Origin of the sequence: Arthrobacter sp. 147(2020) (assembly GCF_013116715.1) — a bacterium.
Classification (GTDB): domain Bacteria; phylum Actinomycetota; class Actinomycetes; order Actinomycetales; family Micrococcaceae; genus Arthrobacter_D.
In genome coordinates this window covers 59379-74219 of record NZ_JABFOM010000016.1, presented here as the reverse complement: position 1 = coordinate 74219, position 14841 = coordinate 59379, and the positions used below count along the sequence as shown (strand labels likewise).

General features: G+C 64.4%; 12 protein-coding genes. 3 read left to right on the top strand and 9 right to left on the bottom strand.

Going from position 1 to position 14841, the window contains the following annotated elements:
* Positions 1 to 53: 53 nt before the first annotated feature.
* The 7 genes from HMI58_RS11685 to HMI58_RS11655 all read right to left on the bottom strand — a co-directional run bounded on the left by HMI58_RS11685 (position 54) and on the right by HMI58_RS11655 (position 7914).
* Complete coding sequence (locus tag HMI58_RS11685) at positions 54 to 824, bottom strand: cupin domain-containing protein (protein WP_171619960.1); 771 nt, start codon at positions 822 to 824, stop codon at positions 54 to 56.
* On the bottom strand, positions 821 to 1804 hold the full coding sequence (locus HMI58_RS11680; RefSeq protein ID WP_171619958.1) for a PmoA family protein: 984 nt from the start codon (positions 1802 to 1804) through the stop codon (positions 821 to 823). The genes HMI58_RS11685 and HMI58_RS11680 overlap by 4 nt, the downstream gene beginning before the upstream one ends.
* Positions 1804 to 2919, bottom strand: coding sequence for a Gfo/Idh/MocA family oxidoreductase (locus tag HMI58_RS11675; protein WP_171619956.1), 1116 nt, complete (start codon positions 2917 to 2919; stop codon positions 1804 to 1806). Before HMI58_RS11675 ends, HMI58_RS11680 begins: the two co-directional genes overlap by 1 nt.
* Positions 2920 to 3062: 143 nt before the next feature.
* Positions 3063 to 4367, bottom strand: a complete 1305-nt coding sequence (locus tag HMI58_RS11670; protein WP_171619954.1) for an extracellular solute-binding protein — start codon at positions 4365 to 4367, stop codon at positions 3063 to 3065.
* 491 nt (positions 4368 to 4858) lie between these two features.
* Positions 4859 to 5965 carry a Gfo/Idh/MocA family oxidoreductase gene (locus HMI58_RS11665; protein ID WP_171619952.1) on the bottom strand — a complete coding sequence of 369 codons (1107 nt, stop codon included), beginning with the start codon at positions 5963 to 5965 and terminating at the stop codon, positions 4859 to 4861.
* The gene (locus HMI58_RS11660; RefSeq protein WP_171619950.1) at positions 5950 to 6645 is read right to left on the bottom strand and encodes a ThuA domain-containing protein; all 696 of its coding nucleotides are present in this window, start codon (positions 6643 to 6645) and stop codon (positions 5950 to 5952) included. Before HMI58_RS11660 ends, HMI58_RS11665 begins: the two co-directional genes overlap by 16 nt.
* A gap of 123 nt (positions 6646 to 6768) precedes the next feature.
* Positions 6769 to 7914 carry a Gfo/Idh/MocA family oxidoreductase gene (locus tag HMI58_RS11655; protein ID WP_171619976.1) on the bottom strand — a complete coding sequence of 382 codons (1146 nt, stop codon included), beginning with the start codon at positions 7912 to 7914 and terminating at the stop codon, positions 6769 to 6771.
* Positions 7915 to 8164: 250 nt separating this feature from the next.
* Between HMI58_RS11655 and HMI58_RS11650 the strand changes: the two genes are divergently transcribed.
* Positions 8165 to 9187, top strand: coding sequence for a LacI family DNA-binding transcriptional regulator (locus HMI58_RS11650; protein WP_171586759.1), 1023 nt, complete (start codon positions 8165 to 8167; stop codon positions 9185 to 9187).
* 15 nt (positions 9188 to 9202) lie between these two features.
* Here the strand turns inward: HMI58_RS11650 and xylB are convergent, their stop codons facing one another.
* Positions 9203 to 10648: a xylulokinase gene (gene xylB / locus HMI58_RS11645; protein ID WP_171619948.1), complete on the bottom strand. Its 1446-nt coding sequence runs from the start codon at positions 10646 to 10648 to the stop codon at positions 9203 to 9205.
* Between the two features lie 100 nt (positions 10649 to 10748).
* The gene (gene xylA / locus HMI58_RS11640) at positions 10749 to 11939 is read right to left on the bottom strand and encodes a xylose isomerase (protein ID WP_171586761.1); all 1191 of its coding nucleotides are present in this window, start codon (positions 11937 to 11939) and stop codon (positions 10749 to 10751) included.
* Positions 11940 to 12178: 239 nt separating this feature from the next.
* On the opposite strand from xylA, the gene HMI58_RS11635 reads away from it, so the two are divergent.
* A complete protein-coding gene (locus HMI58_RS11635; protein WP_171619946.1) occupies positions 12179 to 13477 on the top strand; it encodes an FAD-binding protein in 1299 nt (432 codons plus the stop codon).
* Positions 13478 to 13513: 36 nt separating this feature from the next.
* Positions 13514 to 14734 (top strand): ROK family protein, encoded by a 1221-nt coding sequence (locus tag HMI58_RS11630; protein WP_171619944.1) that lies wholly within the window; start codon positions 13514 to 13516, stop codon positions 14732 to 14734.
* Positions 14735 to 14841 lie beyond the last annotated feature (107 nt).

Genomic DNA, 14841 nt, shown 5'->3' with positions numbered 1-14841 from the left:
CTTCGGCCCCCGCTTCATCTGGGAAAGTTCACCTAACGCAGACATAACCCGTCCTAACCGTGGATGCGGAGACCTGTTGCGGGTTTCAGATCCCAGGTTTGGAGCCGCCCACACATTCCGTAGAGCGGCTCAGTCGACACCGGGGCCGCCCCGCGGACGGTCGCTGACGCCAGCGGGGAAGCGTCCCCGGAGGCGAGCTGGTTGATGGTTGCCAGGGTCTGGTTGGCTTGCGCCAGCGGGCCGGCTTCCACCAGAGACCGCCAGTGGCCGGTCTTGTCCGCCACCAGGGAGGCGGCGTGCTCATGCAGTTCGCGTAGCGCTCCCTGGTCCCCCCGGTTCAGGCGGTCCACCAAGCCGGTGTACCCCTCCAGGGCAAGATCACGCCGTGCCCGCACGGCCGCTTCCATCTCGGCAGAACCGGCGCCGGACGGCAGCGTCGCGGCGGCACGGTACTTTTCCGGATCAGCAAGGACCTCATCTGGAAAAGTGAACACTGCATCCCCGTGCTCGGGCAGCCCAGCATTCCCCATCACAACGACGATGTCGAGCGCGCCGTCGTCGTTCACCAACCGGTGCACGGTGCCGGGCGTGAACCACAACACCGTCCCCGGGACGAGTGGATGCTCGGCGTAACCCTCAGCGCTTAGTGTCTGGACCCTGCCCTGCCCCGCCACCACAATGTAGCCCTCACTGGAAGCGGTGTGCAGGTGCGGGCTGCCGCCGCACAGGCCGTCCGGAGAATCCCACGAGTACACGTTCAGGCGGGTCACACCGGTTCCGCCGGGAAAGTTCGGGGCTGTGGCAGGGTCGACGCGGTGGCTCATGATATTCCGGCTCCGACGGCTTCTCCGAGCAGTTGTTGTCCCGCCTGAGCGAGTTCCTGCGCTCCGTCAAGCCCCCGGTCCCCATCGGCGACCAGAAGGCCGTACTGGTAGGCGAGGGTCTGGTTCGGCTCGAAATCCGTTTCTTGGGAGAAGAACGGCGAGGCGCTGATCACCGCGAAGATCCCGGTCCGCACAAACCATTCGGTGTTCTCGTGGCCCCCGGCGTACGTGTTCCCCGGTGAGTCAACGAACACGAGCGTGGAGGCACCGCCGTCGCCGTCGTGCTTGCCGCTGAACGCCATCCAGGGCGCCCGGATGCCCATCAGTTCGTCTCCCCCGGTGACGCCCGGCGCGTACACCTGCCCGCCGCTGAAGGATCGTGGTCCGCGCCAGAAAAGGCCGCCATACCCGGCGTTCTCGCGGCCCTGGGTGGTGGGGCTGCCGATTGCAATGACTGTGCCCGACACGTTCACGAAGCTGGTGCTATAGGTAAGCGACCAGGCCTGATGCTCGGCGGCCGACAGTTCTACGGTGAACGAACGTTGCTCCTCAACCCACAACTCTCCGGCCTGCGTGCGCCACTGAAGGTTTTCGACGACGGAGATGCGCTGCCCGGTCACGGTGATGGATTCAAAGCCGGTGTGCACCATGGTGCCGTTGTTCTCCAGCTGCTCGTAACCGCGTCCGCGGTTGTAGGTGGGGCCGCCCCAGAAGTTTTCGGTGCCCATGTTCGGCAGCGACCAGGCCAGGCCCTTGTGCCATACGTGGTCGTGCGGCCGGTACTCGCTAACTGTTCGGCCGCCGAGGGTACGGATCGGGTGGAAGTAGGGCCGCGGGGATTCGAAGGCCGGGTCCCAGGGTGCATACACGTACCGGAGGATCTCCTGCGTTCCCGCGCGGATCAGAAGGCTGCGGCCGTGCTCATGGACCAGGGTCAGGCCAGTGGGCTCGGGTTCGGTCAGGATCGTCACGTCAGGCATCAGTGGCTCGCTTTCACATCGGACCATGGAGCGGCGGACCCGTCCATGGCGGAGTAGAACGGTGATTCGGGGGTGATCTCGCCGCTGGCGACTGGCTTCCCGGTGAACGCCGAGGCGTAGATCGCGGCAATCAGTTCCATGGTTGACCTCGACGCGCTGCTGGTAGCGGGCAGGGGTTCGCCAGCTTCGATGGCGTCGAAAACCGCAGCGAACTGGGAGGCGTGGCCGGACGGTTGACCCGTCAGGCCTTCTTTCCACAGCCGTACCAGATCGTCGTGGCCCGGCGCCGCTGTCAGCGACCAGCTGTCATCGGTGTAGCCGTACAGGTGCTCCAGTTCAACGGTGGCATGATCAAAATCGAACCGCAGGTAGCTGGTTTCCTTCGGCGACAGGAAACTGTTGATGATGGTGGCAATCGCACCGTTCTCGAACCGGACGATCGCGGCGGAGAAGTCCTCGGTGTTCGTGGGTCTGGCCTGCCGGGCCGCCACAGCGGTCACGTCGGTCCACCCGCCGAAAATCGAGAGCAGGAGGTCGAACTGGTGGATGCCGTGCCCCATGGTGGGACCTCCACCTTCCACCAGCCACTGCCCGCGCCAGGGCAAATCAAAGTAGCCATCCGGGCGGTACCAGAGGGTGTTGCAGATCGCAGTCATCGGGGCACCCAGGGCCGACTGGCCCATCAGCCGCTGGAGATTCTGCGCACCGGACCCGAACCGGTGCTGGAACACGGTAGCGAACGAAGCATCGGAGACCTTTTCCGCGGCGGTGATCTCGTCAATCTCCACCAGGGTCAATGCCGGAGGTTTCTCGCAGAGCACATTCACGTTGCTGCGGAGCGCCTCGATCGCTTGATCCTTGTGGAAGCCTGGCGGCGTGCAGAGGTGAACCAGGTCCAGCTCCTCAGCCGCCAGTAGGTCGGTCATCGACGTGTACCGGTTCGGGATGTCCCATTTGTCGCAAAATTCCGCCAACCGCTCCGGGTCCACGTCGACGGCGGCGACAATGGAGCCCCTATCGGCAAGTTTCTGCATCCCCTCGGCGTGCACCCTGGCGATGTTGCCGGTACCGATCAGCGCGGCGCGGATCGGTTTCGGCTGAGACTGCGGATTCATAATGCTCCATATCATCGTTGTGCTTTCGCACGCCCTCGGGGCGTGTGGTTGGTTCTCCGGGCCAGTGTGGGCCCGGCGTCAGCTCTGGTCCTCGACCGCTGCAGCCCGTCGGGAACTGCCAATTGGATCCGCGCAGAGGTTGATCACTGCAGGTTTTCGATCACTGTGAGGGTAGATTCGGCGGCCTGCTGGGGCGATTGCCGGCCGAAGAGCACTTCGCTGCCGATCAGGGACAGTTCGCTGCCGAATTCGGAGGCGTTCGACGGCGTCACCTGTGGGGGCTCGACAACTTCAGCCTGCAGGTCGGCAGCGAAGTCCAAGGCCATCACCCCGGTGTCCCCAAGCTCTGGACGGATCGCTTCCTGGATGGCAGGGATGGCCGGGACGCCACGTTCCACCTGAAGGATCTTCGCGGCGTCTTCATCGTTGACGAGGAAGTCCACGAACCGCGCGGCCTCCTCGGGGTGCTCGGTCCGCGAGGAGATCGACCAGTACATGGATGCCTTGTTCACCATTTCCGGTGATTCACCCTCGGACTGCGCGGGCAGGCGCAGCAACACGAGTTCGGATCCGCTGGCATCAACGAATGCCTGGATCTGGGTGTGGAACTGCAGGTGGAACGCCGTCGTATTGGTGCCGAACGGCTGCTGCTCCAGTGATGCTGTGACATTTTCGGTCTGCGTCGAAGGTGCGGGGGTGGCTCCCGACTCGACCAGTTCCACCGCAAAGGCGAAGTACTTCTCGAGCGTCTCGGCGCTGACGGGAGTTTCACCCTCACGGGGGAAGAGCTCTTCGCCGTGCTGCCGAACAAAGGCGCCCAGTTCCATCGTTTGGGTGCCGAAGAAGTCGAATCCGGTGATGCCCTCGTCGCCGAGTTCTTCACTGACCTGAACTGCCATGTCGGTGAAGTCATCCCAGGTCCAGGTGGTGTCATCTGGCATCTCAAGACCGGCGCGTTCAAGAATGTCAGGGTTCACGCCGACGGAAAAGATCCCGACGCCGACGGGTGCCCCCACGATTGCGTCCTGCACCCTTCCGGTATCGAGGACCTGAGGGGTCATGTCCGACAGGTCAAGCGTGTCTTCGACGGTGCCCAGATCCAGCAGGGATTCCCGCTCTCCGTAGGCGGCGATTCGTGACTCGTCCATCTGCATCACGTCCGGAGCGTCGCCGCCCGCCGTGGTGGTTGCCAGCCGGTCCCAGTATCCGTCCCAGGCGCTCCAGTTGGCGTTAATCGTGATGTCCGGGTTCTGCTCCTCGAACTCCGCGATGACCTTTTCGGTCAGCTGGGCGCGGGCGTCGGCGCCCCACCAGGTGAAGTCCAGTTCGACCGTTCCATCGTCGGCGCTGTCCCCGCCGCAGCCGCTCAGCGTCAGAGCAAGAACTGTTGCGGTTGCGGCGACGGCGAGACCCCGGCGGTTGGCGTTTGATTTCTTGAAGTGAAGCATCGTGATCCTCTCTGATCCGTTTGCAATGCGCTGGCGTCGGCTTCAGGCGGCTCCCCCCGCGGACGGGTCGCTCATCGTCGAAGCCCGAAGGTAAGCGCTTTCCACAACCTTACCGAGAGAGAAAGGTGACGTCAATCACTTTGCGAAAGAATTATCGATAGCTTTCGGACTCAGCGGTTCCTGCTATCTTCAGATTTTTCGGCGCGCCGGTGAAACGCTAGCGAAGTGGAGCGGGCATCACGCCCGGTCCGGTCCATTGGCTGGGCACACGCAGATGTCCTGCGTGGCCCGGGATGCCGGCTTTGCTTTGCTACCCGACGGCGATAGCTGATGCCCGAATTGTCAGGGCTTTTCCCCAAAAGTTCTCTGCGCGTCGACCAGCGGTGGTGTCCACGGCCGCGCCGGAAGAGCTGGTCCCCTTGCCGCATCAAAGGAACCAGCTCTGACGACTACAGTCCGGAGGTGCCACCCGGATGGAGGCGGCACCTCCCCTAGACCACGGGTTGTGGGACCCCCGTCAGGGGCACCGCCGAGGGACGCCTCACCGTGGTTCCGACCGTGACCGAAGTCCCGGATCCAGCCGATTCCAGCAGTGACTCGAGGACGTCGAGCACGTGGAAGGCGAGGTCACCGTTGGCACGGTGCTCTTGGCCCTCGGGTGTCTGAGCCATGTCGGCGACACCGTACCCCCGGCCGGCGTCGTGGTAGCCTGCGCTGACAGGGAGTACTGCCCAACCGGCCTCCTGGTCGGTCAATGTGCAGACCTGCACCTCGCCGTCGAACCTATTGGGATCCGGCACGATCAGGCTCGCCGTTTCGCCGTGGATCTCGATGTTCGGCGACCGCGTCTGGACGGCATCGAAGCTCATCACCAAGGTGGAAAGCGCTCCTGACTCGTGCACCAGGACTCCTGTGACGTGGGTGTCTGTCGTGACCGGGATCGTTTCGCCTGTCCGGGGGCCGGAGCCGATCCGCCGCGAGGTGCGGGTGTGGCTCGCCGCCCCGATCACCGATTTCACGGGACCTAGAAGAGTGACCAACGCCGTTACGTAGTACGGGCCCATGTCCAGGAGCGGACCGCCGCCGGGTACGTAGTAGAAGTCCGGGTTCGGATGCCAGCGCTCATGCCCTGGGGTCATCATGGTTGCTGTCGCGGAGATCGGGGCTCCAATCAGGCCGTCGTCGATCGCCTTCCGCGCAGTCTGGATGCCGGTGCCCAACACCGTGTCAGGTGCGCAGCCAACCCGGACACCCGCTGCCCGGGCGGCGTCGATGACCTCCTTCGCCTCAGCAGTCGTCGCTGCCAGAGGCTTCTCCCCATAGACGTCCTTCCCTGCGGCAATTGCCCGCAACGCCACCTCAGCATGCGCCACCGGAATCGTGAGGTTGAGGACCAGGTCCACCTCGTCATCGGTCAGCAGCTCGTCGACACCCAGACCACGTACACCGGGCTGGGCGGCTGCCACGGCCTGCGCCCGGGATGGATCCAGGTCGGCTACCGCGACCAGATTCACCGAGTCCAGCCGTTGGAAAGTGTCAAGGTACTGGGCAATGATGGCTCCACAGCCGACGATTCCCAGATTCAACGGCTTGCCCACAGCATGCCCCTTTCGATGATGGTACGTACGTTCGGATCGTCGAGGATTTCCACCCGGTGCCCCGGAGTGCTGACGAAGATGCGGCCCTTGCCCCACTGGCGGGTCCACAGAGCCGGAGAGGTGACCGGGCGGTTCCACGGGTCCCACTCACGGACGGCCTGCGTGGTGGTGGCGAGGACGTCGATGTAGTCGTCGGTAAGCACCCAGTACTGCTCGGTGACGAGGTCGAAGTCCCCGATCCCCCGCGTGATGGGATGGTCGGCCGCGGCGGGCAGCATCTTCACCCGGTAGGGGACGTAGTTGTCGGACTGTTCGCCGACGCACTCGTCCGGGTGTTTTCCCGGGTGGCACGCGAACTGGCCGCCGATCAGGTGCAGGTAGTCGGACTGGTTCCGGTAGGAGTCCGCGATACCGCCGTGCCAGCCGGCCATGCCAGTCCCTGCCTCGATGGCTGCGCGGAGCCCCTGGAATTCATCCTTCTCGATGGTGTTCATCGTGTTGCACTGCACGATGAGATCCACGGTGGCCATATAGTCGAGGTCGGCGTAGATCTTCGGGGAGTCCTCGATCCGGACGTCGTACCCGTTGCCCTTCAGGAACGGGATAAACCGGTCGGTGGCTTCGACGGGCTGGTGGCCGTCCCAACCGCCGCGGACTACCAGGGCGAACTTCTTCGTCATCTCAGAATCTTTCTTTGGGTTGGTAACTGGCACTTCGCTGGCCAGTCGGGCGGTGTCAATGGCCGGTGGAGAACTCGGCGTCGGCAGGGTTCCAGGACGCATTCGGTCCTCCTTCATTGGGGTTCAAATCCGCTGCCAGCGGGATTCGTTAGTGGCGCTGTGCTCCACAGCAGCCAGCACCCGCTGTACCTGCAGCGCGTCGGCGAACGACGGCGACGGTTGCCGCCCGTCCGCGAGTGCTCCCACCAAATCCACCACCTGGTGGGTGAACCCGTGTTCATAGCCCAGACCATGACCCACCGGCCACCAGTTTCCTGTGTACGGATGATCGGGTTCTCCCACCTGGATGCGCTGGAACCCCGAGGTGCGGCTGTCGTTGCTGCCGTCGTAGTACTCCAGGACATTCATGTCCTCGAAGTCGAAGGCGATCGATCCCTTCGAGCCATTGACCTCCAGGCGGATCGCGTTCTTGCGGCCCAGTGCGAACCGCGTCGCCTCAAACACGCCGATGGCTCCGGAGTCGAACCGCGCCGTGAAGGCAGTGGCGTCGTCGACCGTCACCGGGCCGCGCTCCCCCGAGGAATCACCCCGGCCGCCCAGTCCGACCAGGTCGCCGCCCAGGGGACGCTCCGTTACGAAGGTCTCCATCAGTGCCGAGACGCCGGAGATCGGTGAACCCGTCACCCACTGCGCGGCGTCAATGATGTGTGCGCCGATGTCGCCGAGAGATCCGGAACCGGCCTTCGCCTTATCCATCCGCCAGGTCAGCGGGGTCAGTTCGTCGGAGAGCCAGTCCTGCAGGTACTGGGCGCGGACGTGCCGGATGGTCCCGAGCCGTCCTTCCTGGACCAGTTCCCGGGCGAGGGTGAGCGCCGGCGTGCGCCGGTAGCTGTACCCACACATCGCGAGGACACCGTTTTGGGCTGCTGCGTCGGCGGCAGCGACCATCCGTTCGGCCTCCGCCACCGAGTTGGCCAGGGGCTTCTCACACAGGACATGCTTTCCCGCTCTGAGCGCGGCAATCGCTATCTCAGCGTGGGTGTCGCCGGGGGTGCAGATATCGATGAGGTCGACGTCGTCACGATCCAGGAGGTCCCGCCAGTCAGTGGCGCTCTCGGCCCAGCCCATGCGGTGGGCGGCATCCCTGGCGGCGTCGGCATTCCGTCCGACCAGAACGGCCAGCTCCGGCTTCAGGGGTAGGTCAAAGAACCGCGGGGCGGTGCGCCAGGCGTGGGAATGGGCAGCGCCCATGAACGCGTAGCCCACCATTCCTACCCGGAGTGGAGGTGGTGAAGGTGTCACAGGGTTCCTTTCGATTAGTGCCGGGGCCGGCGGTGAGCCCGCTGACGAACTGTCGCCGCGACCACGACAAGTCACCGCTCATCCACCAGTTTGTTCATCCATATTCGAAACTATTTCGAAAGATGTTTCGATATTGGTAAAGTTAGCTTCGACACACCAACAAGGTCAACACCCTCGGCAGTATCAGGCCGTGCCCGTTCACTAGGAAGAGGAAGTGATGGCAGCAGTCAATGCCACAACTCCGAAGGCGACGCTCGCCTCCGTGGCCGAGATTGCGGGGGTTTCCATCCCCACAGTCTCGAAGGTTCTCAACGGTAGGGATGATGTGGCCGCGTCCACCCGTGACCGCGTGCTGGAGGTCATGCGCAGCCTCAACTACCGTTCGCCCACCACCCGCCGGCGGACCGAACTGGTGATGATCGACGTCGTCGTGGAAAACGTGACCACTGCTTACTATTCCGAGGTCATGGACGGGATCCTTGAATGCACCGCAGAGAACGGTGCCGAGGTGGTGCTGTCGGCCATGTCGCTGCAGGCGTCCAGCGCGGCCCAGCGGGCGCAGCGCATGCTCGACGCCGGGCGGCGGGGCCTGCTGCTGGTCACGTCGAAATGGGGCCGCAGCGACCTGGTCACATTCCAGGAGCGCGGTTTGCCAGTGGTCCTCGTGGATCCGATCAACCCTCCTGGGGCCGACGTCGTCAGTGTGGGTGCGACCAACTGGGCGGGTGGCAAGACCGCGACAGAACATCTGCTGGATCTGGGACACCGGCGCATCGCGCACCTGGGTGGACCGCCCCTAGCCGAATGCAGCCAGGACCGCCAGCACGGGTACGTGGCGGCACTGTTGGGCCGGGGCATCGAGGTCCGGCCGGAATACGTCATCTCCCGGGATTTCACCCGGTCCTTCGGCATCGAGGGACTGTCCCAGCTCCTGGAGCTCCCGGAACCACCCACGGCCATTTTCGCGGCAAACGACACGATAGCGATCGGAGTGTGGGAGGAGGCGCGCCGGCGCGGTCTGCAGCTGCCCGCGGACCTGAGCATCGTCGGATTCGACGGCACCTCCTTCGCCGAGGCGACCATGCCCCAGCTCACCACTGTGGAACAACCGCTGAGGGAGATCGGCCGCTCGGCCGCACGAGCACTGCTGCGCCAGATCGACGGGCAGGAGCCTGATTCCACCCGGGTTGAGCTGGCCACGCGACTGTTGGTCCGGGAGTCGACTGCACCGCCGCGCTGAGGCTCTTCCGGGCCCTCAGGCTGGTGACAGGGTGGGGTGCAGGAGCGCCGCAGCCCTCCGATACCGAGCCAGCACCTCGCTGCTGCCCTGCGATGCAGGGACCGGCGGAAGGGTCACCGCGTCGATGTGCCACTCCGGGAACTCTCCGGTAAGGGTGGCAGCGGCCTGCCGGGCGGCGCCGTCGGCCACGTATTCGCCGGCTGCCGGAACCACCACCGGCAGCCCGAAGATTCCCGCGGCGATCTGCTGCACGGCGGTGGACTGCGCACCCCCGCCGACCAGGATAATGCGGTCGGCGGTGACACCCTGCGCCTGGATGGCAGCGAGACCGTCTGCGAGAGAACAGACGACCCCCTCGAAGGCGGCCCTGGCCAGGTTTGCCCGGGTGTAGTTGGTGAGGGTGATCCCCTGCATCAGGCCGGTGGCGTGGGGCAGGTTGGGGGTCCGCTCGCCTTCGAAGTACGGCACGAGGCTCAGACCCTCCGAGCCCGACGGAGCCGTGAGGGCAAGATCGGCCAGCTCAGTCAGGTCAAGGCCAAGCACAGCCGCTGTGGCGTCGAAGATGCGGGTCGCGTTCAGGGTGCAGGCCAGGGGCAGGAAATTGCCAGTAGCGTCAGCGAAGCCAGCCACGAGACCGCTGGGGTCGTGCGTTGGAGTGTCGGAGACGGCGAACACCGTGCCGGAGGTACCGAGGGACACCACAATGTCCCCGACCATCGCGCCGACCCCCAGCGCCGCTGCCGCATTGTCTCCAGCTCCCGGGCCGATGAGTGCTCCAGCCGGGGTGCGGCCGGACGATTCCGCCGGACCCAGCACGGTCGGTAGTACCGGAATGCTGCCAAGGGCATCTTGTACGACCTCGGGGAGGTACTTCCCCTGCGCCGGCGAGTAGTAGCCGGTCCCTGACGCGTCGGACCTGTCCGTGTGCAGTGCCGCCAGTCCCTCGCGTCCGGTACCAGGTCCGTAACCGGCCAGACGCCAGCTGAGCCAGTCATGGGGCAGGCAGACGGCTGCCACGCGTGCAGCGTTCGACGGCTCGTGCTCTGCCAGCCACCGCAACTTGGTGACGGTCAGCGACGCCACGGGAACCGTGCCCGTGGTCTCCGCCCAGTAGCGGGCGCCGTCGTCGGCGTTTCCGTCCCCGGACTCCAACACCAGGGAGGTCGCGGCGGCGGCAGACCTGACATCGTTCCACAACAGGGCCGGCCTGATGACGTTCCCGTCCTCATCCAGGCAGACCATTCCATGTTGCTGGCCCGCAACTGAGATCGCTTCAACATCATCGATGCCTCCGGCGTCGGCGACGGCCTCCTGAAGCGCCGTCCACCACTGCTCCGGATCGACTTCAGTACCGTCGGGGTGGCGGGCCTTGCCCTGCCGTATCAGCTTTCCGGTGGCTGCATCCCGGATAACTACCTTGCAGGACTGGGTTGAACTGTCGACGCCTGCGACACGTGGCATGGGAGGACTTCCGTGTTGGGGTGATGAGGAGGGAACAGGCTTCCGTCGCCGGACTGCTGGCGTCCGGCGACGGAAGGCCCCAGTGAAAGGAGCGGCTGGACTAGCGGGCGCCGAGCAGGTGCTCGATGAACAGCTGCTGGAGCTTGACGAAGCCGAAGCCCTTGCCGTTGAAGTAGGACTCGGTATCGAAGTCCTCGTAGGCGGAGCGGTCGGCGCGCAGTGCCTCATAACCTTCACCGGCGTCGAGAGTGGGTTCGTTGATTTCCGAGACCTTCGACGCGGCGAGGGCCGCCTGGACGTCGGGGTCCGCCCGGAAGGCTGCGGCACGTTCCTTCAGCAGAAGGTAGGTCTGCATATTGGCCGCTGCGGAATCCCAGACCCCGTTCATGTCTTCGGTGCGGCTCGGCTTGTAGTCGAAGTGCCGCGGGCCATCGTAGGAAGGCCCGCCAGCGGGACCACCGAATTCGAGCAGGTCCACCAGGGAGAAGGCGTTCTGCAGGTCCCCGTGGCCGAAGACGAGGTCCTGGTCGAACTTGATGCTTCGCTGGCCGTTGAGGTCAATGTGGAACAGCTTGCCCTGGTAGAGCGCCTGCGCGATGCCGTGGGTGAAGTTCAGTCCCGCCATCTGCTCGTGACCAGTTTCGGGGTTGATGCCGACCAGTTCAGGGCGCTCGAGGGTTTCGATGAAGGCCATGGCGTGGCCGAGAGTGGGCAGCAGGATGTCGCCACGGGGTTCGTTTGGTTTCGGCTCGATCGCGAAACGGATGTCGTAACCCTTGTCGGTCACATAGTCCCCGAGCAGGTTGACGGCTTCCCGATACCGTTCGAGGGCGCCACGGATGTCCTTGGCGGAATCGTATTCGCTGCCCTCGCGACCTCCCCACATCACGAAGGTCTTGGCGCCCAGTTCAGCAGCGAGGTCGATGTTGTCCAGGACTTTCCGCAGCGCGAAACGGCGGACCCCGCGGTCGTTGCTAGTGAATCCCCCGTCCTTGAAGACGGGGTGACTGAACAGGTTGGTGGTGACCATTGGGACGACCATTCCTGTCGACTTCAGCACGCCGGTCAACCGGTCGATTTCGCGCTGACGGTCCGCTGCCGAGCAACCGAAGGGAAACAGGTCATTGTCGTGGAAGGTGATGCCGTAGGCCCCCAGGTCGCTGAGGCGGTTGACGGCTTCGACGACGTCAAGCGGGGCGCGGGTTGCCGATCCGAACTGGTCCTGGGCTTCCCAGCCCACCGTCCAGAGTCCGAAGGAGAATTTGTCGTCTCGGGTGGGCTGCAGTGCCATGTGAAGTCTCCGGGTTTTGTAGGGGTAGCGCAGGTAGTGACAGAACGTGTTCCTGGGACAAACGCCAGGTGAATTGTTTTGCTAACAAACATATTCCAATTTTGCCCGATGTCAACCGTTGCCGGGGCCGTGAACCCTTGGTAGAGTCAGCCGCCACATCTCCAGCAGCAACACGAACATGTTATGTTGCCAAGAACATCAAACGTAGCTCGAGCCCCACAAAGAGGGATACTTCATACATGGAACAGCTTGTCGAGGAACGTAACTGGGCCGGAAACGTCACCTACCGGGCACCGCGGATGGCACGCCCGCGGTCGGTCGAGGAGCTCCAGGACCTGGTGGCCTCCGCAGCGAGGATCCGCGCCTTGGGTTCTCGGCACTCCTTCAACGACATCGCAGACACCAGTGGAACCCTCGCGATGCTTGACGGCCTTGATCCCCAGATCAGTGTTGATGCCGCACGCCTGACCGTGACGGTCAGTGGGGGAACCCGTTACGCGACGCTGGCCGCTGAGCTGCAACGGCAGGGCTTTGCCCTTCACAACCTGGCGTCGTTGCCCCATATATCGGTGGCCGGAGCAGTATCAACAGGCACCCATGGCTCCGGAGACTCCAACGGCAATCTCGCCACCGCCGTCGCGGGCATCGAGCTGGTCACCGCCGATGGCAGCATTCACACCATCCGCCGTGGCGAGTCTCCCGACTTCGACGGCTCGGTGGTCGCTCTGGGTGCGCTCGGGATCGTTTCCCGGCTCACGCTGGACATCGAACCCGCGTTCGACGTTACCCAGACGGTCTTCGAGAACCTCGCTTGGGATCAGGTACTGGACAACTTCGACGGCGTGATGTCCTCGGCCTACAGTGTGAGCCTGTTTACCTCCTGGAGTGGTACGACTGTCGACCAGGCATGGCTAAAGCACCGCACGGACTCGTTCACCGGCGGAGGAAGCGACACGACCACCGAGGGGGGCTCCATCCCGACGTTCTACGGCGGAACCGCCGCCACCGGGGCGCGCCATCCACTACCTGGGGTATCCGGGCGCAACTGCACCCAGCAACTTGGCGTTTCCGGACCCTGGTCAGACCGGCTCGCGCACTTTCGGGCCGAGTTCACCCCGAGCAAGGGCGAGGAGCTGCAAAGCGAATATCTGATCCCGCGCGAACACGCCGTCGACGCGATCCGTACCCTGCGCGGACTCTCCGACGTCGTAACACCCCTGCTGATGATCGGTGAGATCCGGAGCATCGCGGAGGACAATCTATGGCTGAGCCCGAATTACGGCCGCGATGGCATCGGCTTGCACTTCACCTGGCACGCCGACCAGCCAGCGGTCGAGGCAGCGCTGAGGCTGATTGATTCGGAACTTGCTCCTTTTGCGGCAAGACCACACTGGGGCAAGGTATTTACCAGCGAGCCGTCCACCCTGGCCACGCTGTATCCCCGGTTTGATGATTTCATTGCTCTCGCTGCCCGGTTCGATCCGACCGGAAAGTTCCGAAATACGTTCCTTGAGCGCACCCTCTATGGCAACTGGTAGCGTCGCCACAGTGTCATCGCACCGACAGTTCCCCCAATGACTCAACCACCGTTGCCGCACCTGTCCCCGCCATTGCCGGCCATCGATCCGGATCCGTCGCGACGGAACAACCTCGCCCTCATTACCGCTCTAGTCCACCACCATGGCTCCCTGAGCCGCGCGCAGCTGACCAAACGGACCGGCCTGAACCGTTCGACGGTAGGGGCGCTGATCGGCCAACTGGTGACCCTCGGGCTGATGTACGAGGCGGCACCGACCGGCAAAGCCCAGGTCGGCAGACCGAGCCCCGAGGTGCATCCCAGCCCGTCAATCGCTGCCCTGGCGGTCAATCCTGAAATCGATGCGGTCACCATCGGGTTGGTGAGCCTCGGCGGGAAAGTACAGAAGAAGATCCGCTACGCCACCGAACGGATTCCCACCGCCCGGGAAGCGGTCAACATCGCAGTGGCAGTGATCGAGGGTATGCAGTCCGAGCTGGCTGCCTCGTACCGGATTACGGGCATCGGGATGGCGGTGCCGGGACTGGTCAACCGCGACGACGGAGTGGTTCGGTATGCACCGCATCTGGGGTGGCGTGATGAACCCGTCGCCAGAATGATGAGTGAGGCGTCCGGCTACGTGTGCCACGCCGCCAATGACGCTTCCCTGGCGGCGGAGGCCGAACTCATCTTCGGAGCCGGCGCAGGCCAGCGGAACATTGTCTACCTCAACGGCGGGGCGAGCGGTATCGGTGGCGGCCTGGTCTCCGACGGGACTCTCCTACGGGGATCCTCCGGGTACGCAGGCGAAATGGGCCACACGTTGGTCCGCACCTCCGGCACGGTTTGCCACTGCGGGGCGTCTGGATGCCTGGAGACGGAGGTCTCGCAGGCCCCTCTGTTCGAACTCGCGGGGTTGGACGGTGGCGATACCTCCCAGCTCGAAGATGCGCTCCGCACCCGCCGAAGCGACAAGCTCGACAAGGAGGTGGCACGCCAGCTGGGGTACCTGGGCATAGCCCTCCGCAACGCGGTCAACACCCTCAACCCGGACGCCATCGTCCTGGACGGATTCCTGGGCGTTCTTCACGCCCTGTCCCCCCAGACGCTGGGCGATCACTTGCAGTCGCAGGCGCTGGGCGGACCGGCGAGCGAGGTGACGATCCACCGCGCTGAGTTGGGTTCCGATCTGATGATGATCGGAGCCGCGGAGCTGGCCTTCTCGCAGTTCCTCGCCAACCCGGCTGGCATGGGCGCGGTTCCGACGGCGAGGCGTTAGGTAGGGAAAGGAGTCCGTTGCCTATGGATGGTGCAACGGACGGATTGCGCTCGTTGTGCGGGCGTGGTTCCTACAGCCTGTCGCGGGATGTGCTCACTGGCTGTTCC

Coding starts and splice junctions, on each gene's coding strand:
- HMI58_RS11685 (WP_171619960.1), bottom strand. CDS start 824: ATGAGCCACCGCGTCGACCCTGCCACAGCCCCGAACTTTCCCGGCGGA.
- HMI58_RS11680 (WP_171619958.1), bottom strand. CDS start 1,804: ATGCCTGACGTGACGATCCTGACCGAACCCGAGCCCACTGGCCTGACC.
- HMI58_RS11675 (WP_171619956.1), bottom strand. CDS start 2,919: ATGAATCCGCAGTCTCAGCCGAAACCGATCCGCGCCGCGCTGATCGGT.
- HMI58_RS11670 (WP_171619954.1), bottom strand. CDS start 4,367: ATGCTTCACTTCAAGAAATCAAACGCCAACCGCCGGGGTCTCGCCGTC.
- HMI58_RS11660 (WP_171619950.1), bottom strand. CDS start 6,645: ATGACGAAGAAGTTCGCCCTGGTAGTCCGCGGCGGTTGGGACGGCCAC.
- HMI58_RS11655 (WP_171619976.1), bottom strand. CDS start 7,914: ATGGTGGGCTACGCGTTCATGGGCGCTGCCCATTCCCACGCCTGGCGC.
- HMI58_RS11650 (WP_171586759.1), top strand. CDS start 8,165: ATGGCAGCAGTCAATGCCACAACTCCGAAGGCGACGCTCGCCTCCGTG.
- xylB (WP_171619948.1), bottom strand. CDS start 10,648: ATGCCACGTGTCGCAGGCGTCGACAGTTCAACCCAGTCCTGCAAGGTA.
- xylA (WP_171586761.1), bottom strand. CDS start 11,939: ATGGCACTGCAGCCCACCCGAGACGACAAATTCTCCTTCGGACTCTGG.
- HMI58_RS11635 (WP_171619946.1), top strand. CDS start 12,179: ATGGAACAGCTTGTCGAGGAACGTAACTGGGCCGGAAACGTCACCTAC.
- HMI58_RS11630 (WP_171619944.1), top strand. CDS start 13,514: ATGACTCAACCACCGTTGCCGCACCTGTCCCCGCCATTGCCGGCCATC.